The sequence below is a fragment of the Bartonella sp. AP36NXGY genome (assembly GCF_042195865.1).
In the GTDB taxonomy this organism is placed as follows: domain Bacteria; phylum Pseudomonadota; class Alphaproteobacteria; order Rhizobiales; family Rhizobiaceae; genus Bartonella.
The window spans coordinates 1-23,419 of the sequence record NZ_JBHIPD010000020.1 but is presented as its reverse complement, the minus strand read 5'-3'; the positions used below and the strand labels follow the sequence as shown (position 1 = coordinate 23,419).

The window sequence follows — 23,419 nt, the reverse complement described above, 5'->3', positions numbered from 1 at the left end:
CGCCCCGTCCAGGCGGGTTGAAAGCGTGCCGAAATCCCTAGCCATTCAAGCCCCATCTCTATTGCCGCAAGGGAGCCGCGAATATTTTGCCATGCAAGACCCTGATCAATTAAATCATAAAGGTTAGAGAAATAAGGGTTTAATTCTTGTAAGCCATATTCGTCTATTAAAAAGGGCAACCAAGAAGGCGGACGCGTGATAAATTTCGCGCGAGGTATTTCTTCGAGTGCCATTTTAACGTGAGGGTCAAGAGCCATTGCTTCTGCAAAACAACGTTCAAACAAGCTCGAATTTGGGGGCAAAAGTGAGGAAAGCATCAATAAGCACGCCCCCGTTCAGACAAGACAATATCCCCTAGTGCGACGGCTTCATCCGGTGCGACCAAAATATCCTCACAAGGTTGCGTTATGTTCACATGGTGAACGCCCTCAACCATCAAGCGGCTTAGTATCCAACTTAAAGACAAATCACGCCCAAGCCTCCATGCACGCGCCCATTCTGCTCTTAAATTCTGCTCCGCTCTTTCCAAAACAAAGGAGCCTTCATCCGGTAACAACCAAAAATCAGCAGAAACATTGATCATCCGCTGTACCGCGCTTTTCACAAGGATGTGGTCATTGGTCATTTTAACATGGGGGGCATCAAGGGCTGCTTGCACCTTTGCAATTAAAGCCTCATCAGCCACCCCTGAAGGAGCGTCACTAAAAAGCGCAACATGAATAAGCGGACTTTTACCCTCACGATAAACAAAAGCATCTTTGACATGGATATCGCTTGAGAGGGCAAAATATTGATAACGTGGCGCTGTGCCCCCTGTGGAATGTCCTTGTCTATTCAAGCGAATGCGGCGGCGAAACCGCTCATCATCTTCATCCAAAAGGCGCGTGACCCCATGAAAATCCCCCAAATGATCTAAACTTGTTCCACGCGCAAATGTGAGTAAATTATCCCGCGCCACTTCATTAATTCGCTGGCGCAATAGCAACTCTTCATAAGCCGCCGCTTGCAATTGAATGACAACCGGATCATAAGCCGTCTTTTCCACATTATAAGGAATATGATGCGCTGCAAAAAGCTCAGTCAAACGCGTGATCTTTTGCTCTAAAATTGCTTCAACAGAAAGCTCTTCAATAATTTGTGGCAGAGGGAGTTGTGGAGGGGGAATCTGTGAAAAGGATAAAGGTTCAAACTCAGTCATCACCAACCTCTAAATTGATGCTCATTGGCTCTTTGTGTGACCAATCCCCCAAATGCCCATTGGGATAAAAAACACCCGTTAAAACAAAATGGAATGTGCCTTCACGCGTTGCTTTTGTCAGATCAATCCTCTGCAACGAGAACCCAGGCTCTCCACACTCTGGATCATCGAGTGCTTCAACAATTGCTTGATAAAGCTGCATCATCGTCGCAGGATCAGCATTGGCATCTTGGAATGCTCCAACATCACATCCATAATGACGACGCAAAACCCGTGTCCCAATTCTTGTCGTCAGACATTTACGAAGTGACTGTTGACAATGCGCAAAGCCATATAAAAGAGAGCCATCCTTTTCGCTCATCCCGCACCGCATGCTTTAAGCACCTTTGCTTGTCTTTGTGGTAGAAACAGTTGGGGGCGCAGAAACAACAGGTGCTGGTTTTTCAGCGATCTGACCAAGCAGCAACGGATATTTAGCCGCTTCCTCACTTAAACAAATTTCCTCACCCTTGCCCGGTGAACGCTTGCCTGCAACAAAATCGGCATTGGTTAAAATAACATAAGTGTTCTCACGCATGATAAAACTCCTTTAAAGAGGGGAAGAGGTTGTGGAAGGACCCATTTTGACCCCACCGTGTTTGTGGCTTGCGCCAACAGATTTTTGATTGTGCTGCAAATCTTCTGCTTGAATATGCACACTGCCCGTTAATTCAACACGGGTTGATTGATGAGAAAGCACCAAACCTTTTTCACTCAAATGGATTTGGTTTTCCCCATGGGAGAGAATAAGTTCATCTTTTGTCATTCGCAAAGCGCCACCGGCATAACACAGAGCAAGCTCTCGCGGCGAGCGTGCGGGATTAGGCGCATCCTCACTATAGCTATCGCGCACCACCAGAGAAGCAGAACCAATTTCGCCATGGGGGTTTAACAACCGCACCGGATCACCAACATGGAGGGGCATATTGCTTGAGAGAGCACCAGAAGCTTCTTGCGCTTGTAGCCAAGGCGATAAAACCGCTTGTCCATTGGAACCCTGTTCGGAAAGTTTCACCCGCACCCTATGGCCATCAACTTGCACAACCCGCCCAATCATGTGCTGGTTGGCAAGACAGCGTTCAAGCGCATCAAGACGCTTCATGATTTGTCGAAAGGTATCACTCAACAAATGCGCATCATTCATGGCAACACCTCATCATCACATGAAATCAAACCACTTTTGAGTTGTCCTTCATCACAAAAAATATCCTGTCCCAACTGATGCAAATCTTGGTGCCATTCCACCACGCTTATCGATACACCACGCTGCTTAATCGCCGCAGAGATAATCGGTTCAATTTGCACCTCACGCGGGGCACTCAAATGCGTTAGTCCCCACAATTGCCCGCTATGACAAAGCACCGCAATGGCTTCTGCTAAAAGCCAACTGGAAACATCACGCTCTTTACCTGTGGTAATAATAAAAGCCCCTAAATGAAGATCAGCACTCATCTGTCCACTTGCTACAGGATTCAAACGGCTTTCTAACACCGCAACCCGTATTGCTGGAGCCACCAGCATTTGTGTTTCAAGTTCTTCTAAGTTAAAACGTCCAAATTGACAGCCGCAATCACGCACATCCGGCAAAGCGCCTTTAAGGCTCCTTATCACCGCTTCACGAAACTGATTAATGCGCCCAGCATTTTTAATCGTTTGACTCATGCAAAGACCCTTTCCAGCCAGTCTTCTGTCGCTTTGACAATTTCCACTTTATTGTGCTCTGAAAGCCCCAAATAAGGGCGTGCGGGCATGGTCACTTGATGCACACAAACAAAGCGGTGTGCATTGCCGCTTTTAAGAAAAAAGCGCAGTGTCTTGCCATTTTTCGGGCGAATAACCCCACCCAATTGATGAATCCGCGCATAAACCAACCCAGAGCCCACAATCACCTGTTCTGGTAAAGCTTTCATATCAATGGAGCGTGAAAGCGCCCCACTGGCATAAAGAATGGAGGTGCGAGCATGATTGTTTTTCCACTTCTCTCCTTGAGCAGAATTTTTTTCGCTTTGAATCCGCCGCCTTGTGCTTTCTTGGATGAGACGCCCAACCCCTTGTGCCAAAGTCCCCATCGAGCTATCAGCGCCCTTTTGCAAAAAGGATAAAGCCGCTTCAAGCCCTGTCTCTTTAATCTCAATATGGGTTGCAACAGACATGTTACCTTCCCATCAAACGCGGCTTGGCATGAAAAAAAGCCCCATCACGAACCGGTCCATCTTCGCTCATAATTTTAGGTTCATCTATGCCTAAACCCGCTTTGCCTTCCGCAATGCGTTTCAAGAGTTCAACCGCCTGTTTGTAACGATCTTCAATAGTCGTGGTCAGTGCCGTATGGCGTATGGCTAAATTATAAACAGCAATATTGACACAGATCATACCCAGAGCCGCTGGCTGTCCAGCAATGGGGATTGAGTAGCGATGAGACAAATGCACATCAATCTCACCACTTGCCTGTTCGAGCGCGCGGGCAATGGCTTGCTCTGAAAAAACTGGATCAGAATTCTCATCCATCCCACACAAATCATCCAAGAAGTCATCACCCCAGAGCTCTTCAATCAATCTTTTGCTTGCATAAGCCATGTTTAAAAGTTTCCCTTAGACAACTTCTTGCAACAAAACACCGGCATCTTTTGCGGCAACCAATTCACACACACGTTCCCCCACACGCACCCGTTTGCCGCCTGATAAGCCGATATCTGGATCTTGGATCACTCCAGACAAACGTTCGCCCAACTGGGCGCTAAAGCCCCAACTGATCACCGAACCATCTGCCTGTTGTTTGGTAGGGTCAATATAAAGCAGTGCAATCTTATTGCCCCACACGCGTGCCAATTGTGCCGAACGCCCTTTACGTGCCAAATTCACTTGCGATTCACCAATGAGTAAACGATCGGGGTGTATTTCCATCAGATCAGCAAATTGCGCCTTGGTGACAAAACCATCAGCAGTGCCACCCCCTTTAACGGCTTTAATGATTTTGGGATGACGTTTGAGTTTTGACCAAACAACTTTGCCCATCACAATGGTGTTGGGCGTATAGACGAGACTTTTATCCATCGCCTCATCTAAAACAGCATAAGGATCAGATTTCTCATAATCGCTAAATTTATTTTCACCCTTAAGCGTAATCACCCGCTCTGGTGCGTAATTTTCACTTCTTTGCACAAGAGCTGCCACACGCACTTCACGCCCCAATTCTAGCAAATTGGCAAGTCCCTCTACAGCTGTCTTTTCGGGGTTATAACGAGAGCGCTTTTCTGCCCGTGCGCGTGCCGCTGCTTCAATATCTGAATTGGGGATGAGATCATCAAGTCCGTAATCTTTGACACTGGCTTCCCGTTCAAAGGCAGAAAATTCCACCACATTCGGGCGCCCTTTTCGCCCAACCTCAAGTTCAGGCACGGTAAAATTTTCTGCTAAAGGAAATTCACTATATTTAAACACCTCACTTAAAACACAAACGCGTGGCAAAACTCTATCGCCAATAAGAGAACCTGCTGGATTGCGATAACCAATAGCAATAGCGGTGAGTGTTGGATCAATGGGAAAAGGTCTGTTCATCATATGCCTCGATTAATTAATTTTAAAAGAAATAACATCACCAGCAGAACCATCACTCATGGCAATACCAATGGTGCGATCTGCGGCTTCCGCTTTAATGGCGTGTCCTTTGGGGTCAGAGGTCAAAAAATCACCAAAGGAAACATTGCCTCCACAAACCACTTCGCCCCAACCACATTGGCCAACATCAATCATCTCACCAGCCTTGGCACTCAATGACCCAGCAGTCCCTAATAATTTATCACCCTTACCAGAAGCCGTTGCCACCATTCCATCACCGCGCGCTGCAACAATGCAATAAGGTGAAATCACATCTATGGCGCGAAAAGATTTAATTAAAATCATCGTACTCATGATTGGCGCTCCTTTTGTTCGCAAATATAATCAACTGCTTGGCTAATGGTGATGTCGAAACCTTTTTTCTTCTGCTCTTCCTGATAATGGCGTGCCGCAACAGCAACCTCTTCTGGCGCAAGCTTTGGTTCTTGCTTGAGACAAGAGGTCTCCAAAGGACTCCTAGCGGCAAGCGCCGGCAACTTCTCGACCAAACTTTTAAAATGTTCCACACCCCCTTCAAAGCTACAGAGTGCACGATATTCCTCGCGGGCAGCCGGCAAAATCTTGCCCTCTTCAATGGCCTTGTCTAAAAGGCTCTCAATAGCCTTATTTTTTTGCTCTTCTTGCAAAAGCGCTAAATCTTCTTGCACCTTTGTCAATTGAGCACAAAGTTCCGCGCGTTCTTTTTCGCGCGCTTTAAGCGTTGCTAAAATCTCATCCGCTTTAGCATCTTCTGCCAGTGATAGTGCACTGGCAATGGCTGTCAAATCCATCATTTTCTCCGTCAAAGTTATAGGGGAAGGCTGTTCACGGCTTAAAGCCGTCATGACAAGGGCTGGACGGTTCACCAAACCAGCACCGGCTAAATTTAAAATTTCACCTTTCTTGGAATGGCGAAACTCAGGCGAAAGATAGCGATATTCTTGGGAAACAATCTTTTTAGCGGCCATATCGGTCCATTTAACACGCCCCCAAATCGCACCATCCCGCTCTGCTAATTCTTCAATCCAGCCACTTGCAGGTGCTTCTAGACCATTTCTCGCACGGTGATGTTGCCCATGCTCATAATCAATCACAAGCGGTCCTTTATTGGCTGCAAAGGCTTTTAAAATAGTTTGCGGGTTATAATGCCATTGTCGTCCATCACGTGCCTTCACATGGGGCGCTTTGGGCAAAAGCTCTACCCATTCAGGCGCTTGGCTAACGGTAGCGTCTTGGCAAAGATCTATTAACGCAGCATGAAATGTTTCTGCATCCCCATCTTTTTGATCTTCGTGAAATTCCTGTTCCATACATTGCCTATTGCTTTACAATTGTCATTGGCAATACAATGCATGAAACTTACTCCCACTATAAGTCTGACACTGTCAGTCAAAAGAGCATTTCTCAAAAAAGCACTCTTTTCCCTATTATTCTCCTTGTGAGAGAAACCCCCGTGCCAAACCATCCCATAAAATCGTTTTCAAAGGCACTTCAAAGGCGATAGAGCGCCGTTGTGAAGTGAGAGGTACAATTTATCGCCTTATAAAAAAAAGCCTCTCTCAAGCCGTTTTTTAAAGATTGCTTTTGAACGTTGAAACTGTTAGATTACCTGCGAGGCGTGAGCCAGTTATGCCAGGGCGGCTTTGCCGGATCTGCGAGGAGTTGACCGCCCTCCACGCCTTCTCTTTTCACAAAAGCCAGCAGATCTTTTTCGGTGTTCTCTTTACAACAACCGTTCATCCTTCTTTTCAGCGGCGTTTAACAAACGTTGAATTTCGCGAAAGCTCTTTTTATGCATCGAGATAAGCCACCACTCTTGTTTGCTTGCTACCCATTTGACTGCAAAGCGCCACCATGCCCCACCATTTTCACCCAAAAACACAACACTCTGTGCATCTTTTCGTCTAATAACACCATGGGGGCGAATGAGTGTTTGAATGGCGCCCCGAAAATCATCCAAGCGAAGATCACGCGCTTGATGCTCTAACAAAATATGTTTCACACTGTCTGCGGATAAGCGAATAAGAGAATTTTCCGCTGCAAAAACATCACGCACCTTTTGTGGTATCGGTGCAATGGGTATAAACCCGCGAGGCATACGTCCTTCAAACATGGCTTCCAAAAGTGGTGAACCCACAATATCTTCAATGGCAATGCGTTTGTCATTGTCCCCCATCACAGAGACTTTATCACTCAAAAAATTGCTTAAGTTTTGCGCGCGATGTTTCCCAGGGTTCAAATGCCAACCAGGATCAATCCCCTTTGGTATCTTCTCAATTTTCCCCGTTCGCTTATTGTGCCAAACCTGCTTTTCAACATGAAGTGGCTCTGCCCCCTCTTCATAGCCTAAATCTTCTGCTTCATAACGGCTTACCTGTCGCACACTACATTTACACCGCCAGCCATTGGGTGGATAAAGCCAATCCCAAACCGGATCATCAACGGGTGCGGTAAACCCCACCCAACTTTCATGTTCTAAACGCTTATGTTCTGAACTCGACAAAGCATAGGTGAGATAGGGCAAAAATTCTTTATTATTTTGTGTGCGCTCCCACTCGCCTGCTGCATGCGCACTCATGGTATTGGCCCAATAGACCGTTTCTAAACGCCGTGGGCTGCCCAATTGCACCACGCTCTTTTCACCAGTTTTGGGGTCAATGCTGGTCTTTTTACCCCACCAACCCTTTTCCTGTAAAATCGGCATCAAATTTTTTTGAAAATCTTGAAAAGGAACTTGATGCTTTATGGCTTCTCCAACCGCTCGCTTAAAATCCTCCAAAATATCATAGCCTAGCGATTTTGCCACCGTAAAGGAAAAAGCATGTTCTTCTGGTGCTATATCACGCCAATCAAAGCTTGGAACAAGTGCCTTGGCTTCAAAATAACGGGTGACCTCTTTAGGGGCGGTTTTAAAAAGTTCCTCATCCATGATACCCAAGCCCACGTGCAATCATTTGTACTTTTGCCAAGCGCGCTGCTAATGCGTGATGATCCATCTCACCTAGCAATTCATCTAAGCCTTTAAGGATATCCTCATAACTTTTTGCTTCTCTCACAAGCTTTTTAAAAGGCTCTAAAAGGGGTTCTAAGTCCTCTTCCCAGTCGCTTAAAGCTTCTTGTGAAAGTCGGTCCAATTCGTCGTGATGTTTTCCACCCTGCTCTTTTGCACCCTTGTCCTCTCTTGTCACAGAAACATCAAAAACACCTCCACAATCAGCACAAACATGAGCCTTTTCTCCCCTCTCATCATCAAGCGCATTATCAGGAGCCTTTAAAACATCCTCTTCCTTTTTTGGTTGCGAAAAACCAATCTTATTGCGCACTTCTTGCGCCCCAACACGCAAACCCAAGGGCACAAGTTTTTCCAGTGCATCACTAATCGCTTTAATATCTTCATTTTCCGAAATCGGCCAATAGACAAGGGGGGCGCGCTCTTGGCGTCCAAAATTAATCTCAACAAAAGGCACAATCAAATCACGATTAGCCGTTAAAGCTAATTGGCGTGCATCAGCTCTGGCAATATCATGGCGCACATTTTCATGAATGCGCGCTTGCGAAAAGGACGAACCATCATCCGTCGTCATGGTTTGCCCCAACACACCTTTAGAAATTTGTCGATCTAAATATTCCGCCTTAGAAGCAAACACCGCATTGCCACTGCCCCCTGCCGCTTCAATAAATTCAATCTCCATCTCTTTGGGAATAATCGCTGCCGCATCACTGGATAAATCACGCACTGCTTGAATGAGAACCCGTCGCTCCTCATGAGAAGAGCTTGCCCCATATTTACCCACACGCAAAGGCATGCCATAAACTTCTAAAAATGCCATCCAATCTTTTAAGGTATAAGATTTAAACAAAAAAGCCCAAGCTGCAAGCCGCGCAAGCCCAGAACGAATAGGCAAACCGCTTTTTAACTTGGGTCTGTGAATAGAAAATTTATAAGCAGGCAATTCACTTCCATTAAAAGACCCCTCTTCTTTTAAACGCAAATGAAAACCATCCCGCCGATCCAATTGAAAAAACCGCTGGTCACGCCATTTCCAAGCAACCGGCCACCATTCCTTGGCACTCTTGTCCCACAAGGTTTCTACAACCGCATAACCTTTCCCCAAAGCATCCAATAAATCCGTCACATAATCATCAACAAAGGTAGGCGCACTAATCACTTCCCGCACCGCATCTGCTATCTTTTTGTCCTGTGCACTATTGCTTGCGGCAATCACTCCAGGCTCCACCCCTGTGAGAGCATTTTTACGCATGCCAAGCACAGCACGATAATGCAAATCACGCTCTTCCATATCATCGGCAAGTTGGAAAAACTGCTCTGGATGACCCTCTGCTGCCTGTTGTAAAATATCAGCAAGTTGCGCAGGGGTCAGACCACTGACAATGGTTTGTGACCACACATCACGAACACCGCCAATGGTAGGCGCCGCCACCTCATGCTCTAGCCCTTTGATATTAAGCGCCCTGCCCCACTGATCTACAAGTTTTACCATCTCATCATCCCATCAATAAATTTTTGATCGCATTGTTGAAAAAAAAGGCGTTGAAAAGAGCGAGCTTTCATCAAAACGATAAGCCTCTCTCACAGGTGTATAATCATAAATTTCAGGAGTTTGGCGGCTGGCAAAATAAGCCAAAGCGCAAGCAATCGCGCTATCACCATGACGCATAAAACCATCACTGCCTTTAAAACGATGATTGTCTGGAATTTTCACAATGCCATTGACATAAGCAAGCGCTTGATGATCGGCAACAATGTCACTATCGCGCGGCAAAACAATCGTCCCATCCCCAAAAGCTTCTAAATAAGCCGGCATTTCCTTGCCATACCAACTTTGTGACAAGGGCACTTCCTTCACACAAGCCCCATAACGCTGCGCCGCTTTTTCGGCTAAATAAGCCCCATTGCCCCGCGCATCTAACGCGCCGCCCATCAAACGCGGCAAACCATTCACCCCATAAAATAAAATCTCTCTTTGTTGATCAAACGGCGTATTGCGCAATTCCACCATAAACCGTACACGGCGCACCAAATCTTGTCCCACCTCCATCACCACAATCGATGTCGCATCGCCACTCCGCGCAAAATCAACACCAAAAACATGTTGGCGCCGCCGGTCAAGCCCAGCATGAAGAGGTTTTATATGCTTCTCACACCAAGCAAAAGCAGCAACACTTCGTTGATGTTCCGATTGATTTTTAAAATCATCCACACAAGCAAAACGCAACACCGCAATACCCGGAGCACAACAATTTTCAATCTGCAAACGTGTTAAAGCCGCCCCTTCTTGATCGGCTGGTATGGCATCTAATTCTTGGCGCATAGCAGCCAAACGCACCCCATAAGAGGCACGAATTTGCTCTTCCCATTGTTGCTCAGATGCTAAACTCCACACCTCCCCCTTCATGGCACAAACCCGTTTAAACAAGCCATTTTTAACAGCAACACCAAAGGGGTAACAATGCACCGAAAAAGGCACTTTGCCTGCTCGTGCTTCACGGATCAATTCATTGAAAGGATTGAGCACACCATTATGGGTGGAGATCACACGGATCTTGCCTCCCCAAATGAGCAAAGCATTGACAGCATCCAAAACAGCGCGCACATCTTGATGAAACGCCGCCTCGTCAATCACCACAATGCCCTGTAGTCCGCGAATATTTTCAGGGCGGCTAGAAAGCGCCTCAACCCGAAACCCCGAAGCAAAACGCACCCGATAAGCAGAGATATATTTCGTTGAACCATCCGCCCTTTGATCAGAGAATAAAAATTCCTCAACATCCCCACTATGGCTCGTAATTGCCGAAGCAAAATGGCTCACATAGCCAATAAATTCCCGCCCCTTGTCTTTGGTGTCACCAATATAAAAAACATTATCGCCCCTCGCTTCACGTGCCGCCGCTGCAATCAGTGTATCATCCAAAGCTTCTGCAAAAGTAATGCCGGTCCGCCGCCCCTTTTCCACCAGTTTTAATGGGGACTTATCTTCAATCCATGCCCGTTGATGCGCCATCAAAACGCCTTCCGCTAAGGGATCACTCTCTTTGGGAAAAGTACTTTTCCGCCAAATATCAAAACCACTTTGATGATCAAAGACATGACTTTTTGAAAAGGGCTGTTCAGCCATGTTTTACCCCCAACACCTGCGCACGAATAGCTCGCGCTGTTTCTTCTGAGAGCCCCGCCGCTGCTGCTGCTGCGTCAACCGCTTTGCTTGCTTTGCTGGTAAAATCTTTTTCCAACTTTTGCCGCCTCGTGGTCGACAAATGTTCAGCCGCCAACACGCCTTTAAGCGCATTGGCCAATTCTTGTGCTGCCTTTGGCGAAAGGTTTTTCCCACTGCTCAACGTGGAAAAAATCAACTCCTTAATCGCTGCCGCCGTCAAAAGAGTGATATTATCAGAAGCTTTAGCATCAAAGCGCTGCGAGAGGCTTGCTGCAATTTCTCTTGTCTGTTCTAGGCGCCGTGACATCACGGCTAGCCGCAAAGAATACCGATTAAAACTGGAAAAGGAGGGTATAGAAAAGCTTAAACCCATTTCTTTTTTTAAAGCCTTCAAAGCTGCTTTAAATTCATCATAAATGGCTTTTTGCGTCTTCTCACGCCCATTTAAAGCCTCAGCAGCAGCAGCAATAATTTGATCACAAGCTTGCGGCAATAAATCAATCGCCGTTAAACGTCCACGCCCGACCTTGCGCATCCTTCACCTCGTCTTTTATTGATGAACGTTTAGGCCGCTTAATCCCCTCAATGGAAAAGCTTCGGTCTAAATGACGCGCTCCCCGTTCTGTTAATGCCGCAAGAAAAACCGAACCCACACATTTTAAAGTAACAGCACCTTGATCTTCCATCCATGCCAGTTCATTATGCACAAAATCGCGATCGCGTCTGATGCCATAACTGTATAAAAGCCGCTCAATCATCGCACTCGATAAAGTTTCACTGCGCTCACAAGCAAGCCCTTTTAAAATAATCAACCGCGCTTCTTCACGGATGATTTTATCCATATCTGCTTTCATTTCTTGGCATTCTCCAACAAAAACTCTTGCAAGCGCTCACCAATGGCTGCCACCGGTTGTAATTGTGCAGAAAGCGTGTTGAGACGACCATTCAATTTCTCCATATTCACTTCCAATCTTTGCAGCGCATCACGATCAGGCAAAAAGTCCATCTCTGTTTCTAACTTTTGCACACGCTCTTTAAGCGCCGTGATATCTTTCAGCATTTCCCGCGCACCGGAAGAAAAATAGGCTCTCAAAACCCCACAAATCGCAATAACCGATAACAATAAAGACAACCAGCCATTGGCAACACTGATATCCAAATTCACTTAAAAGTCCCCTCTCTTTTGCCTAAAATCGCCCGCTCCGCAGCTTTTCTACGCTGTTCACAAATCAATAAAGCAGCACGATCACGGCTCCAATAATGCACCACTTCGCGCGCATTCAAAGCACGCTCTGGCAATAAAGCTGGGCGGGCACACGCCATGCGAACAACAGGCGGCAATTCAACCGATAAAAAATGATAAGAAAGGCTACCCACCGGCTTGTGTGTTGAGCAAGCGCACACGCTCAAGCCCAATGCCACCGCCAGTAACCGGCAACTTCCCATTGACTTCCTCCATTTTTGTAAGCTTTTGTTCCAAAGCCGAAATCACCCCTTGCGCTTGATGCTCAGCTTCCAACGCTGCTTGTCTTTGTCGCTCTTGTACAAGCAGTGCACGTGCTGAAGCCTTGGCAATCTCCAACTGCCAATACAAATCACGCGCCTTTTCCGCCTTTAAAATTTGCGCTTTCATAAAGCCAAAAGCCGCCAACATCACACTGACCAAAAAAAGCAGACCAAAAGACAGTTTTGAAAGTGGGCTAAACATTGCTTTTATCTCCCCACCTCGTTATCTCCACCCCATCATAGGAGCTGCTATGCCGCTTATGGGAATGTTTCCTATTAGAAAAATCCAACGAGCCAAAGCCACGATGCACCCCCAGATTGCCAACAATAATCGCCACCATCGAAGGAATAGAAATGCTCGCCATATCAACAATATGCGGAGCCCCCCACAAACCACCAGAAACAAGCAAAAAAATAACCCCCCAAGCAAACCAAAAAGACCACCATAAATAGAGCCTAGAACCACGATAAGAGGGCTTCATGCCTTTACCTCGCCTCCAAGTCCCAAAAGCTTTTTGGCGCGGTTCAAATAAATCAAACGTTGCACAAGTCCATTTCTTCCCCCATTGATCGCCTTGGTAATCCCTAGATAATCATCTTGATCAGCCAGCCTATTCAAGCCTTTCATTTGCCAAAACCAAACAGCAGACCAAAGCGCTGCTGGAAACTTTTCCAGCTCTTGCGGAAATGCCTCACAATCAACCGCTTGTTCATCGACTAGGCGCCAAAACTTCGTAAAACGACGATAATTATTGCGCCCCGTCAACTGGATCAAACCACGCCCCTTAAAGTGCACCCCATCCCCAGGGTTGACATTGCCTAAATCACGCCGCCCCTCATAAGCGCGCCCTGAGGCATATTCACAAACAGTAAAAAAGCCATCACTCTCATGGGCACATTGGCTTAAAAAATGTGCAATACGCAACGGTGTTGTGAGTGCCCCATAAGATAAAGCTTTAGGCAACACGCGTGCCATTTCAACAATAATAAAATCTTGGCGCGCATGATGCGCCAATTTAGGCGCAAGGCGATGAAGAAAAGAAGCATCTATTGAAACCATAACAAACCACTCAATGAATAAAAATTCATTCGCAGTTTATCGGATTTCAACCCCCCAATATAAGCCTGACACTGTCAGTCAAAACTCTCAATACTCATAAAACTCTGAAAATAACGAACCTTGTGGTTCTTGCAAAGAAATTTTCTTCTTCAAGCGATAGGCTGTGCGCACATGCATACCAGAAACAGCAGCGGCAGCATCCACCGACCAGCCTTTTTGCAACGCTTGCACCATTTTTTGCCGCCGTTCAGCATCTCTGCCAAGGGGGATAAGAAGGCGCACTCCCGAACCATTAAAACAAAAATGGTTGATCAATTGCTGCGCCTCTTCAAACCCAACAATTTCAATCAACCAATCCGCACTCTCAAGACGCCCGGGTATATAAACTTCTCGTCCACCAAAAGCCCGCATCATATTCCATGCTGCTTCACTGCCCGCAACATCAGCTATTTCACGCAATAAGGCAGGAAAATCGCTATAGATTTCCTCTTGCATACATGCTTACCCCTCGCTTTTAACACCTTTACGGATTTTCCGCCCCCAAACATTCATAACTTCTCTAAAGTCGCCCCCACTCATCTCACCCAAAGCTTTACCACTTAACGCCATAACACTTTGATGAAAAGCCCCAAGCTCAAACATAGCATCGGGATTCAAACACTTCCATTGGGCACACAAAATGGAAATGCTTGGTTTCTTCCTCCATGAATCTTCGCGGTTTTTTCCTCTCCAGTCAACCCCACCCTCCCGCTGCAACCAACCTTTCAACGCCTCAATGGCTCTGCATGCATCATCGCTATCGCGTAAAAAACGAATATGATCAATCCCTGTCTGTCTTTTCACAAAGGCAAGCAACGCCTTATCTGAACGATCACGAATAATGCCAAGATTCCACCCAGCAATCCAGAGCGCCTGGAGCTTCTTAGCATATTTCCCCTCTAAACGCTTCCCATTCGGCTTAAAACCAAACGCTTTCATTTCAGCGATAACCAAGTGCTTTTCTGAAAAATTCAAATCTTTCGCCGATTGCTTGCCTGTCAAGCGATAGAGCAGTGCGCGATAGGTCTCATCATCAAGACCTAACGCGCGTTTTCCCATATGAAGGACAGCTAAAGACATCTCTCCCCCCTCATGTCTTCGCCAGATCAATGGTCACAGCACGCCAAGCGCTTTCTAATGTATCGCGTTCATAAAAACGCACATATTCCTTAGATGTCGTCACACGGATCGCTTCACGAATGGCACGCATCGCCTCTTTCCAGCGTGGATCATCAATATCCAAACGCAACAGCATAAAGATCTCGCCCCGATTCACCTTGCCTTCTTTATCCGTATTAAAAGCACGCGTAATAATCGCACGGATTTCAGGGCGTGCATCCGCAGACCATTCATTCAAACACTCATCAAGAAGGCTTTTGGCAATTTGCAATTGCGGTCCAAAATCAACACTTTCCTGAACTTGCACCTTAATACGTTGCAAACCATCAAAGCTTGTGTAAGTACAATTGCCCTTTTTGCCACGCCGCTCCACACCATATTCTTGCGCAAGCAAGCTATCAAAATCACTCAAATCCGCAATCGTATGGTTGTTAAAACGTGCAATCCTTGCCGATAATTCTTTCGCAAAACCCATAATTTTGCGCACCGTTTCATCCTCTAACAAATCCGCAGGGCGGATCAAACTTACCGGCACCAAAGCCCCTTTTGCATCCTTCATATAACGCGTACCTTCAAGTTCAATTTGTGGATTCATCACCAACTTCCTCCTTATGTTTTTTGAAAACGACGAAATGGCACAACATCCCCTGAAGAAGGCGCACATCCCGCTTTCAATTGCCAACGACACCGCATAAGCTCATGACTTAAAACGTGGTTATAGCCTGCCAAACGACGCAAATACTCATTCAATTCTCGAACATCTTGTCCATGCATAAAAATGCCATTCACCTCATACTGTAAAAAGGCAGAGCGCAAAGCAATCAAGCTATCTCTTACCATATAAGGGTTACGTTCCATCATTTGCTTCCTCCAAAATCCATATAAATCACACGATTGCTCTTATCTTCATCTCGATCAGAGCTGTCACACTCAGCCAAAACTTCTGAAACTTGGCCTTCCAAAACCGCATCCGCTTCCCCCAAACGGTGAACACTCAACTCCAATTCAAGCAATAACGCCAAATCAACACACAATTTAAGCTGTTCTCCAATATCAAAACCGCATTGATAATCATCATAAAGACCAACAAGCGTATCGGATAATTCTTTGTCGCATAAAGAGATCATGCCAATTCCTCCACGTCACGGTTTTTCCATGCCGCTTTGACATGTTTCAAAGTCACCTCACACCCATCTCCAAGCGCTGCCATGCGTGCCAACATCATGGTTTTGTCAATTTGCCGCAAAGCTCCAGCCTTTAAGCCTATCCCTGTCAAAAACTTTATCGCACCAACATCTTCAATCCCCCAATCATGAATGCGCGCTGCAATATCCTCACTATAGGGCTTGCGCCGTTTCAGATGCATCGCCAATCGGCTTTTAATTTGCGCATAAGAGGGACCATTTTGACGATGAACCAACCGTCCAGAGATTTCATCATTGCCAACCAAAGCCAACCCCGTACCATTGATATCAACAAAGTGGCGCAACTGATTAATCGCTTCATCCGTTAAATTTTGCGCCTCATCAACAATCAACAACGTACCACTGCCCACGCGCTCTAACTTTTTGCCAATCGCACGCGTTAAGCGGGTGGGATTATATTCCACCACTTCCAATTCTGCTGCCATATCATTCAAAATACCGTGAACACTGCGCGTATGCGGGCTGGCTGTTACCAGATAAACATGCGGGCGGGTAGAGCGATAATGACGGCAGGTTTCGGTCTTACCACTGCCCGCATCAAGCGTAATCATCACCATATCCCCCGTACTTTGTGCCAGTGTTAAAGTATCAATAATCTCACTGGCAATTCGATTCCTCTGAAAGGCTGGTTTTTCAGGGATCTTCTCCAAAAACCCCGCCGTTTCCTTTAAAACCTCAACCCATTGTTGAACCTTTGCATTTTGCTTCCCCAACTGTCCCGCATAACTGCCCGCATACCATTGCGAAAACGTCCCATCCGGCATGCCTATGCGCCGCGCCACCTCTGCTTTCGACCAATCATTCATTTGCCCCAAAGCTCTCACTGCATCCACAAGCTCATTCCATAAAGCAATGTCATCACTGTTGCGGTTTTGTGCTGTTCCATTGGGCTGGATTTTAGGTCGCGCCCAAGGATTTTTATCGACCGTTGCATTTATCGCGTTTTTCATGTATATTCCCCTCTCGTATTGATTTTAGACTATTGATAAGGGGAAGGGCTCCCACCCGCCCCTTATCTTTTGTCTTTAGAATGAACATTTAAAAGCCGTACGCGATACTAAAACGGCTAACCTTGCAAATCCCCTCTCTTTCTCACACATCGGGGAACTTGCTAACTCCACGCATCTCACCCGATCAGGCAAAGATACCTAGAAACTTCATGTATTGATTAGACTTTTAAAGGATTAAGATTCCTCCCCCCTTTCTTTGTTAACGCTTCAACCTGGTACGCGATACAAAACCAGCTTCCTTTTGAGAATTCTTACAAATCCCCCCTCTTTCCTTTCCTATCGTTTAGGAAACTTGATCACCTCACGCCCCTCATCAGAGGCGGAAAGCTTTCTCAAAGCTTTATGCAAGTGTTGACTGAATTCTTCCTCCCCCAAAACCTCATCATCGTCTGCTTTCAAAGCTAAATTCCCCACATTGTTTGGCATCAAGCGGCTCACCTTTGGCTTTATCGGAAGCTTCGATTTGAACGCTTCATCCTTTTTCTCAAGGCGCCCATAAACATCGGCCAAGTGATCAGGTGCAAGCTTTGCTGCCAACTGTTTTTCTGCTTTAACAGCCTTCACATATTCTTTACGCAAACGCCCATTCAAGCGCGCCGCCTGCTGGTCATAAAAACCTACATCACAAAGGCATGGTGCCAGACAAAGCAACCGATTGTTCAAATCATAAACCCGTAAATCTTGATGCAAATTATCCGGATCAAAGCGTACAATCACTTTTTTCCCCGCATGCTCATTCAACGCCCGCGCCCAATAACGATTGCCATAAAAATGAATCTCCCCCGTACCCTTTTGCGCACGCACCGCCTCAGAGGTTAAAAGCCATAAAGCCCGTTGTGCCGCCGTTGCTTGCCGAATAATCGTCCCCTCGGCTTGCAAGCTCTCAGTAAAGGTCTCATCAAAACTGCGCCCCGCACAATTAACCGCCTTACGCCCTGCTTGCGCATTGTGTGCCACAATTTGCGCCCCAACATGGGCTTTAAACGCTTCAAATCCTATCGCGCGCTTGCCATAATCTTCAGGCTTGGCATCCGGTTTATTGCCCGTATAAGCCCCCGCACAAAAGGGATGTTTGGAAATCGCTTCTGCCAGATCACGCCATGCCCGCTCAATCGGTTTAGACTGTCCGCTATAAGGGGTGGTCCATTGCAATTGCACCCCCAAACTCGTCAAAAGCCCTTGCGGATCATCCGGCTTAATCTTAAAACGAAAGCGGTTTTGCACACCTCCAGAAATCCACTTGCTGGTAAAGGCACGCCCATTATCCAAGGTCATGCGCTCTGGTATGCCATAAGCTTCCACCATGTCCCCAATCACCAAACGAACGATTTCCCAAGTCTCAGCATCCGATAAGCGCCACGATAAAATCTTGCCCGAATAAAGATCTTGTATCGCAATCAGATAAAGCCGCACAGGCTTTTCTGTCCAAGGAACATTCACAAAAACATCCAGCTTATGCCCGTCCATATTCACAGCTTGCAGTGCATGCAGGCTTGAGCGATCACGCCGTTGGGCTGGATAAAGCTTTTTTGCCTTTTCTTCTCCCTCACGTGCTAAAACCACAACCGCTTTGGAAATTTGCGCCTTAAAACGACGCCGCAAAGCCCGCTCTGAAGGAATGGGCTCAAAACCCCGCTCCTGCGCAACCGAAACCATCCGCCGATAACATGCTGAAAAAGCAGGTTTAGAGGGGCGCAAATAATCCGAACAAAAAACCTCCCACGCCCCCTCATGACACGGCGCAAATTGCGAAACATTCTCCTCACCATAACAAGGCGCTAAAGCTGCCAACCAATCAGGGCGCTCATACCCCTCCACCATCTGCCGCCAATTAAAAAGCGACATCCGGCTCACACCAAATTGCACCGCACTCAAACTTGCCGCATCATGCACACCCATACCGGCATGGAGCAAATCTTCCCAAAAGCAAAGTGCCTTCAAACGCTCTTCACAGCGCCTTTTATGCGCCTTTGAAAGCCCCTCATAACGCACCCAAATACTTGTCTTTTGATCGCTTTTCTCTGTCTTTTCTTCTACACAAACCCCACCTGCCCGCACCAACAACGCCGCCCGCGCCCCCTCCGGCAATAAAGAAATGTGATACTCCCAAACCGGCTTGGTTTTGCCTAATGTTTGGCGAAACAATTGTGTATTCAAACGCCATTTCTTAAGCGCAAGATTGTTGAGACCGATCTTTGTTTTCGGCAACCCTGGCAAAGCTGCCTCAGCCAATTCGGCAATACTAAACCATTCCTTCATGGCTGCCCCCTTTTAATGCGAACCGGCGTTGCGCGCATGGCTTTCAATTGCGCTGCAATCTCCCGCTGTTCCTGCTGCAACCGCGCAATCTCTGCTAAACGTGCCTCATCCCCTTGCAACAGCAACAATCCATCTTCACTCACCACCTCATCCCAGAGCCAAAATGCCTCTGTCGCCCGCACAAATGCCTTAAAACGCGGCAGGGAAATATCCACCTGCTTACTTTCTGCCACATAAGCATCCAAACTCGCCTTACTTAAACACCCAATCCCTAAATAATGCGCCATACGCTCTGCAATCACACTGCGCTCATGCCGGCATTCTCTCAAAGCCCGCGCCATCGCTCGCTTAATGCGCGAGCGAAACCGCCCTAAATCAATCTGCGCAACGGGTTCACGACAAGGAAAAACCGGCTTTTGGAAAAAATCAAGCTGCCCGCAACCATGCCTCTTCATGACAGCACCTCCCCCCGTTCTCTTGCAAGATAAGCGCAAAACCGCGCCCGTGTCTGTGCATCCGCTCTCTGCCACACACCCAATAACTGAGCAAAAACCCGCTCTTGTTCATTAATTTGCGGTGGCGTATTAACCCCATTGACCAAATCAACAGCCCGCCGTAAATCTCCATCAACCTGTTGCAAAGCAATCGCCACCCGCCGTTGCGCAACCGGCTCCATCTTGGCAAGCTTCAACAATTGCGCTTGATTATCCGCCAATGCCGTCCCCCGCAAAACAGAGCGTAATTCTGGCTGTAAATACTTGGAAATACGATTAAGTCGTCTCACTGACTCTTCAGATAAACCAATGCGATCTGCCACATGTTTAGCAAAGCAGAAAGCGATCTCTTTGCCACTATCTTCATCGGTATGAGAAATTCGGTCAACTTGACCGAATTTTTTTTCATCATGCAATTGTGCAATGTTTGCACTATTGCTCGGTTGAGCAATAGGGTCAACTTGACCCAATTGCTCTAAATGCCCATCACCGTCGATCAAAGGTGCAAGTTGCACCTTTGATTTTTTATTCCGACCAATCTTAATCTCCCCATACTTCTTTTCCCACAATTCGCGGTAAGTCTGGACAAAAAGCGCACGATCAATCACTGACAATTCATTGCGAAAGAGGTTTTCAGCAACCTCTAAAAGCGCGGCATTGTCCTTATCAGCCTGCACCACAACCGCATCAATGTCACTATAGCCCAAAAGCTCAGCAGCACGAAGCCGATGCGCACCAGCTATAAGTGTGTAATTACCTTCCTTAGCATTGGGGGTATGGCGCACCGTAATCGGATTCATCAATCCCTCCCGCGCCATCGATTGTGCAAGTGCCTTGGCATGCTCATCATCCACAGGGCGTATACGCTCCGGCACCACAATCACATCAAGAGCAAGCTTTTGAAACTGTGCCATCACGCTGCCGCCTTTCTGATCTCTTTAAAGAATAAATCCATCGCACGCCCCGCCCATCTTCGATAAGCTTTCGCAAAAACGGGTTCTTCCAAACGCCGGTTAATCACTTGCATAGATAGAGAAATAGAAGTCCGCTGACGTGCCTGTATCGCAACAATACGCCGCCGTGGCACCTCAAACTGATAATGCAAAATATGAATAACAATCTGTCGTGCTAACGCCGCATCAAATAAGCCATGCGGGGGGTCAATAATATACCGGATTGGCAGATGCTTAAATCCACTACTCACGGCTTTTAAAGAACAGGAAAGCATCACCTGTAAACGTTCAACTTCTGAATAAGGATTAACGATATCGTTTCTGACATCTGGGGTCCATAAATTACAAGCAGCAACCATAACCACCCCCTATAAAAACAATATGACCACCATCTAATCGCCAGAACCAACCCATGCAAACGGCTGTTCTATGATGCAACTCTATGCAATTTATCTTGCCTATTTCGTACTGATCTTTAGACATTGATAAACCTTTTTATCTTATGGTATTTAAATTCATGGCAAATGCGCAAAAGCGCAAAGCCGTGTAACGAAGTTCAAGCAGCATTCCCGCGCAAAGCAGAATGCGCACGCGAATCTGTATTGGCATGTTTTGCTGCTTTAAAAATGCGACGGCGACTTTTGGGGTAGCGGTCGCTAAAAACCTGCTCGACGGGCAAACCGATAAAATCGGCAATAGCGCGTTCGGCTTTCTCGTTAGACCGTGTCCAAATGTGTTGAACACTGGATGACGATAGTTGATAAGCTTTCGCGAGCTCCGCCAAGGTCATATTACGGCGGCGTAGCTCGGCTAAAATACTATGGCGATCCCATACTTGAATGCATGTTTGGGTGGTTGTCATAACTTTCGCTCCTGCTTCAAACGGATGCTCAAACCATCCGTTTTTTGTGGGGTTAATTGTAAAATATCTGCCCTCAATATCGGGCGGTAATTAGAGGTATAATGCAAAAAATGCATTAAGTCAACGCAATATTTGCATTATTATGTAATTTGTGGCAAAAAAAGAAATTGAACCCAAAACAGAACAGGCAAAGCGGTTACGTTTGATACGAGAAAGCTTAGAGCTTAATCGAGATCAGATAGCTACCCGTTTAGGTATTAAAAAAGCAATTTATGACCATGCTGAAAGAGGGACCACTTTTCCCAATGTGGAATTTTTGACTGCTTTATCACAGCAATTAAATGTCAACTTAACTTGGCTAATTACAGGTGAAGGCGAAATGTTTATGGAAGTAACGAAAGTTATAGATTTAGCGCCTACTATCCCTGATGGACTCATGAAAAAGCTTGGTCGCATAGCTTATACAACCTATCGCGATGCTAAAATAAAACTCCCCCCTGAAGATATAGCGGAACTCGCGGCGGAACTTTATAAAAAACTGCAAGAGCTTGTTCAAGACATCAACGACACGGAAGAAGTCGAGCTTATTTTACCTCTTCTAAAATTGCATTTAAAGCGTCAAATAGAAGCTGAAAGAGTACATCTAGAAACTACACAAAATACGGCTTAATGCCTCTCTAAGATGAATGGGGAATCTCTTTTTAAAATCCTGTAATTTAAGCTAACCTAAATATAAATAAGGAGCATTTTTGGCACGCCCCGAACTAGAACCTAAAACAGAACTAGCAAAACGATTGCGTGAAATACGACACACCCTTGGTTTCACAGAGCGTAAGCAATTTGCTAGACATTTTGAAATTCCCGAAACGACTATGCGCAATTATGAAACGGGTTTACAAGAACCCCCTGTATCTATAATGCGAATATATAAAGATCGCTGTGGAATATCCTTAGATTGGCTCGTTACGGGTGAAGGTGAAATGTTTAGTAACATGGCAAAAGCGAAAGCAGCTGGTTTTAAAGCACCTACCATCCCTGCTGGTCTCATGAAAAAGCTTGGTCGCATAGCTTATACAACCTATCGCGATGCAAATATAAAGATCCCTCCTGAAGATATAGCGGAACGCGCGGCGGAACTTTGTATAAAGTTGCAAGAGCTTGTTCAAGACATCAACGACACGGAAGAAATCGAGCTTATTTTACCTCTTCTAAAATTGCATTTAAAGCGTCAAATAGAAGCTGAAAATGCACATCCAGAAACTAAATAAGATACAGCTTAATGCCTCTTTAATATGAAAAATCGATATGAAAATCTTTTTACATTAAAAAAATAATATAACTATTTGATTAATAAGTATATATTGCCTCTAAAAATAGATAATCATCAATAGGTGAAAATCTTTTTTGCTTTTTTGGTTATTTTTGGCTGATTTTGGAGTCAATTGAACTTTTGGATTGATTTTTTTCACAGGGTCTTCAAAGGCGGTTTTCTGGGCTTTCACAGACGTTTCAAAATTTTTCACAGGGTTTTCACAGACCTTTCAAAGCCTTCTTTCATTTTTACCATGAAAACGCACTTTTTTCTAATTTTCACTCTTTTTCGCTCTTTTTTACAATTTTAGGTGTCAAAATCTATTTTGACAAAACGCGCTTTTAATGCTAAATTTTATACATAAAAACAACAAATTATCACGTATTCCTACCTAATCCCACCTTTTCCCACTTAGTACAAAACCTAGTGTCAAACTACACTTGCCAGCAGGTTTTGTATAATTTGCCACTAGGTTTTGTACCAATTTATTTTTTTTCAAAGAGTTTTTAAGGGGTTCTCAAAGGGTCTTCAAAGACCTTTCAAAGATCATTTAAAGCCTCTTTTTCTTTTCTGCTCAAAATCGCAATTTG

Annotated in this window: 36 protein-coding genes; 2 read left to right on the top strand and 34 right to left on the bottom strand. The window is 45.9% G+C overall.

Annotated elements, in window-relative coordinates; genetic code table 11:
* From ACFINX_RS07870 to ACFINX_RS07710, 33 genes are all read right to left on the bottom strand, one after another.
* Positions 1-317 (bottom strand): phage tail protein (locus ACFINX_RS07870; protein ID WP_375668594.1); only part of this gene is annotated, 317 nt, incomplete at its 3' end.
* Entirely contained in the window at positions 317-1,198 is an 882-nt protein-coding gene (locus ACFINX_RS07865; RefSeq protein ID WP_375668593.1) for a baseplate J/gp47 family protein, read from the bottom strand. The genes ACFINX_RS07870 and ACFINX_RS07865, both read right to left, overlap by 1 nt.
* Entirely contained in the window at positions 1,191-1,571 is a 381-nt protein-coding gene (locus tag ACFINX_RS07860; RefSeq protein ID WP_375633729.1) for a GPW/gp25 family protein, read from the bottom strand. The genes ACFINX_RS07865 and ACFINX_RS07860 overlap by 8 nt, the downstream gene beginning before the upstream one ends.
* A 3-nt stretch (positions 1,572-1,574) precedes the next feature.
* Positions 1,575-1,775, bottom strand: coding sequence for a hypothetical protein (locus tag ACFINX_RS07855; protein ID WP_015856807.1), 201 nt, complete (start codon positions 1,773-1,775; stop codon positions 1,575-1,577).
* A 12-nt stretch (positions 1,776-1,787) separates the two neighbouring features.
* Positions 1,788-2,381 carry a baseplate assembly protein gene (locus ACFINX_RS07850; RefSeq protein ID WP_375668592.1) on the bottom strand — a complete coding sequence of 198 codons (594 nt, stop codon included), beginning with the start codon at positions 2,379-2,381 and terminating at the stop codon, positions 1,788-1,790.
* Positions 2,378-2,899, bottom strand: coding sequence for a hypothetical protein (locus ACFINX_RS07845; RefSeq protein WP_375668591.1), 522 nt, complete (start codon positions 2,897-2,899; stop codon positions 2,378-2,380). Before ACFINX_RS07845 ends, ACFINX_RS07850 begins: the two co-directional genes overlap by 4 nt.
* The gene (locus ACFINX_RS07840; RefSeq protein WP_375668590.1) at positions 2,896-3,390 is read right to left on the bottom strand and encodes a phage virion morphogenesis protein; all 495 of its coding nucleotides are present in this window, start codon (positions 3,388-3,390) and stop codon (positions 2,896-2,898) included. The genes ACFINX_RS07845 and ACFINX_RS07840 overlap by 4 nt, the downstream gene beginning before the upstream one ends.
* A 1-nt stretch (position 3,391) precedes the next feature.
* Positions 3,392-3,814 (bottom strand): gp436 family protein, encoded by a 423-nt coding sequence (locus tag ACFINX_RS07835; protein ID WP_375668589.1) that lies wholly within the window; start codon positions 3,812-3,814, stop codon positions 3,392-3,394.
* A gap of 15 nt (positions 3,815-3,829) precedes the next feature.
* The gene (locus ACFINX_RS07830) at positions 3,830-4,795 is read right to left on the bottom strand and encodes a capsid protein (RefSeq protein WP_375668588.1); all 966 of its coding nucleotides are present in this window, start codon (positions 4,793-4,795) and stop codon (positions 3,830-3,832) included.
* A 12-nt stretch (positions 4,796-4,807) separates the two neighbouring features.
* Complete coding sequence (locus ACFINX_RS07825) at positions 4,808-5,149, bottom strand: hypothetical protein (protein ID WP_375633724.1); 342 nt, start codon at positions 5,147-5,149, stop codon at positions 4,808-4,810.
* Positions 5,146-6,144: a phage protease gene (locus ACFINX_RS07820; RefSeq protein WP_375668587.1), complete on the bottom strand. Its 999-nt coding sequence runs from the start codon at positions 6,142-6,144 to the stop codon at positions 5,146-5,148. Before ACFINX_RS07820 ends, ACFINX_RS07825 begins: the two co-directional genes overlap by 4 nt.
* A 413-nt stretch (positions 6,145-6,557) precedes the next feature.
* Positions 6,558-7,763 carry a phage minor head protein gene (locus ACFINX_RS07815; protein WP_375668586.1) on the bottom strand — a complete coding sequence of 402 codons (1,206 nt, stop codon included), beginning with the start codon at positions 7,761-7,763 and terminating at the stop codon, positions 6,558-6,560.
* On the bottom strand, positions 7,756-9,336 hold the full coding sequence (locus ACFINX_RS07810; RefSeq protein ID WP_375638679.1) for a DUF935 domain-containing protein: 1,581 nt from the start codon (positions 9,334-9,336) through the stop codon (positions 7,756-7,758). Before ACFINX_RS07810 ends, ACFINX_RS07815 begins: the two co-directional genes overlap by 8 nt.
* A 12-nt stretch (positions 9,337-9,348) precedes the next feature.
* Positions 9,349-10,971 carry a hypothetical protein gene (locus tag ACFINX_RS07805; RefSeq protein WP_375668585.1) on the bottom strand — a complete coding sequence of 541 codons (1,623 nt, stop codon included), beginning with the start codon at positions 10,969-10,971 and terminating at the stop codon, positions 9,349-9,351.
* On the bottom strand, positions 10,964-11,545 hold the full coding sequence (locus ACFINX_RS07800) for a phage protein Gp27 family protein (protein WP_375624034.1): 582 nt from the start codon (positions 11,543-11,545) through the stop codon (positions 10,964-10,966). Before ACFINX_RS07800 ends, ACFINX_RS07805 begins: the two co-directional genes overlap by 8 nt.
* On the bottom strand, positions 11,508-11,864 hold the full coding sequence (locus ACFINX_RS07795; RefSeq protein WP_375612320.1) for a hypothetical protein: 357 nt from the start codon (positions 11,862-11,864) through the stop codon (positions 11,508-11,510). Before ACFINX_RS07795 ends, ACFINX_RS07800 begins: the two co-directional genes overlap by 38 nt.
* Positions 11,861-12,175, bottom strand: coding sequence for a DUF2730 family protein (locus ACFINX_RS07790; protein WP_375607966.1), 315 nt, complete (start codon positions 12,173-12,175; stop codon positions 11,861-11,863). Before ACFINX_RS07790 ends, ACFINX_RS07795 begins: the two co-directional genes overlap by 4 nt.
* Positions 12,172-12,387, bottom strand: a complete 216-nt coding sequence (locus ACFINX_RS07785) for a hypothetical protein (RefSeq protein WP_375633720.1) — start codon at positions 12,385-12,387, stop codon at positions 12,172-12,174. The genes ACFINX_RS07790 and ACFINX_RS07785 overlap by 4 nt, the downstream gene beginning before the upstream one ends.
* A complete protein-coding gene (locus tag ACFINX_RS07780; RefSeq protein ID WP_375633719.1) occupies positions 12,380-12,718 on the bottom strand; it encodes a hypothetical protein in 339 nt (112 codons plus the stop codon). The genes ACFINX_RS07785 and ACFINX_RS07780 overlap by 8 nt, the downstream gene beginning before the upstream one ends.
* Positions 12,711-12,998: a hypothetical protein gene (locus ACFINX_RS07775; RefSeq protein ID WP_375612317.1), complete on the bottom strand. Its 288-nt coding sequence runs from the start codon at positions 12,996-12,998 to the stop codon at positions 12,711-12,713. The genes ACFINX_RS07780 and ACFINX_RS07775 overlap by 8 nt, the downstream gene beginning before the upstream one ends.
* Positions 12,995-13,576 (bottom strand): glycoside hydrolase family 19 protein, encoded by a 582-nt coding sequence (locus ACFINX_RS07770; RefSeq protein WP_375613744.1) that lies wholly within the window; start codon positions 13,574-13,576, stop codon positions 12,995-12,997. Before ACFINX_RS07770 ends, ACFINX_RS07775 begins: the two co-directional genes overlap by 4 nt.
* Positions 13,577-13,663: 87 nt before the next feature.
* Entirely contained in the window at positions 13,664-14,071 is a 408-nt protein-coding gene (locus ACFINX_RS07765) for a helix-turn-helix domain-containing protein (RefSeq protein WP_375629092.1), read from the bottom strand.
* A gap of 6 nt (positions 14,072-14,077) precedes the next feature.
* Positions 14,078-14,695, bottom strand: a complete 618-nt coding sequence (locus ACFINX_RS07760) for a regulatory protein GemA (protein WP_012231822.1) — start codon at positions 14,693-14,695, stop codon at positions 14,078-14,080.
* 10 nt (positions 14,696-14,705) lie between these two features.
* Complete coding sequence (locus ACFINX_RS07755) at positions 14,706-15,329, bottom strand: DUF3164 family protein (protein ID WP_375613741.1); 624 nt, start codon at positions 15,327-15,329, stop codon at positions 14,706-14,708.
* A 14-nt stretch (positions 15,330-15,343) separates the two neighbouring features.
* The gene (locus ACFINX_RS07750) at positions 15,344-15,595 is read right to left on the bottom strand and encodes a hypothetical protein (protein ID WP_375650570.1); all 252 of its coding nucleotides are present in this window, start codon (positions 15,593-15,595) and stop codon (positions 15,344-15,346) included.
* Complete coding sequence (locus ACFINX_RS07745; protein WP_375650566.1) at positions 15,592-15,861, bottom strand: hypothetical protein; 270 nt, start codon at positions 15,859-15,861, stop codon at positions 15,592-15,594. Before ACFINX_RS07745 ends, ACFINX_RS07750 begins: the two co-directional genes overlap by 4 nt.
* Positions 15,858-16,889: an AAA family ATPase gene (locus ACFINX_RS07740; RefSeq protein ID WP_375613740.1), complete on the bottom strand. Its 1,032-nt coding sequence runs from the start codon at positions 16,887-16,889 to the stop codon at positions 15,858-15,860. The genes ACFINX_RS07745 and ACFINX_RS07740 overlap by 4 nt, the downstream gene beginning before the upstream one ends.
* 336 nt (positions 16,890-17,225) lie before the next feature.
* Positions 17,226-19,208 (bottom strand): transposase domain-containing protein, encoded by a 1,983-nt coding sequence (locus ACFINX_RS07735; protein ID WP_375668584.1) that lies wholly within the window; start codon positions 19,206-19,208, stop codon positions 17,226-17,228.
* Positions 19,205-19,663 carry a hypothetical protein gene (locus tag ACFINX_RS07730; protein WP_012232200.1) on the bottom strand — a complete coding sequence of 153 codons (459 nt, stop codon included), beginning with the start codon at positions 19,661-19,663 and terminating at the stop codon, positions 19,205-19,207. Before ACFINX_RS07730 ends, ACFINX_RS07735 begins: the two co-directional genes overlap by 4 nt.
* The gene (locus ACFINX_RS07725; RefSeq protein ID WP_375668583.1) at positions 19,660-20,616 is read right to left on the bottom strand and encodes a ParB/RepB/Spo0J family partition protein; all 957 of its coding nucleotides are present in this window, start codon (positions 20,614-20,616) and stop codon (positions 19,660-19,662) included. The genes ACFINX_RS07730 and ACFINX_RS07725 overlap by 4 nt, the downstream gene beginning before the upstream one ends.
* Positions 20,616-21,014: a hypothetical protein gene (locus ACFINX_RS07720; protein WP_038474380.1), complete on the bottom strand. Its 399-nt coding sequence runs from the start codon at positions 21,012-21,014 to the stop codon at positions 20,616-20,618. The genes ACFINX_RS07725 and ACFINX_RS07720 overlap by 1 nt, the downstream gene beginning before the upstream one ends.
* The gene (locus tag ACFINX_RS07715) at positions 20,998-21,138 is read right to left on the bottom strand and encodes a hypothetical protein (protein WP_273755279.1); all 141 of its coding nucleotides are present in this window, start codon (positions 21,136-21,138) and stop codon (positions 20,998-21,000) included. The genes ACFINX_RS07720 and ACFINX_RS07715 overlap by 17 nt, the downstream gene beginning before the upstream one ends.
* A gap of 73 nt (positions 21,139-21,211) precedes the next feature.
* Positions 21,212-21,517, bottom strand: coding sequence for a helix-turn-helix transcriptional regulator (locus tag ACFINX_RS07710; RefSeq protein WP_005864619.1), 306 nt, complete (start codon positions 21,515-21,517; stop codon positions 21,212-21,214).
* Positions 21,518-21,668: 151 nt separating this feature from the next.
* Between ACFINX_RS07710 and ACFINX_RS07705 the strand changes: the two genes are divergently transcribed.
* The gene (locus ACFINX_RS07705; RefSeq protein ID WP_375668582.1) at positions 21,669-22,187 is read left to right on the top strand and encodes a helix-turn-helix domain-containing protein; all 519 of its coding nucleotides are present in this window, start codon (positions 21,669-21,671) and stop codon (positions 22,185-22,187) included.
* Between the two features lie 79 nt (positions 22,188-22,266).
* Positions 22,267-22,785 (top strand): helix-turn-helix domain-containing protein, encoded by a 519-nt coding sequence (locus ACFINX_RS07700; RefSeq protein ID WP_375668581.1) that lies wholly within the window; start codon positions 22,267-22,269, stop codon positions 22,783-22,785.
* A 99-nt stretch (positions 22,786-22,884) separates the two neighbouring features.
* On the opposite strand, the gene ACFINX_RS07695 is transcribed toward ACFINX_RS07700, so the two are convergent.
* Complete coding sequence (locus ACFINX_RS07695; protein WP_375668580.1) at positions 22,885-23,040, bottom strand: hypothetical protein; 156 nt, start codon at positions 23,038-23,040, stop codon at positions 22,885-22,887.
* Positions 23,041-23,419: the final 379 nt, after the last annotated feature.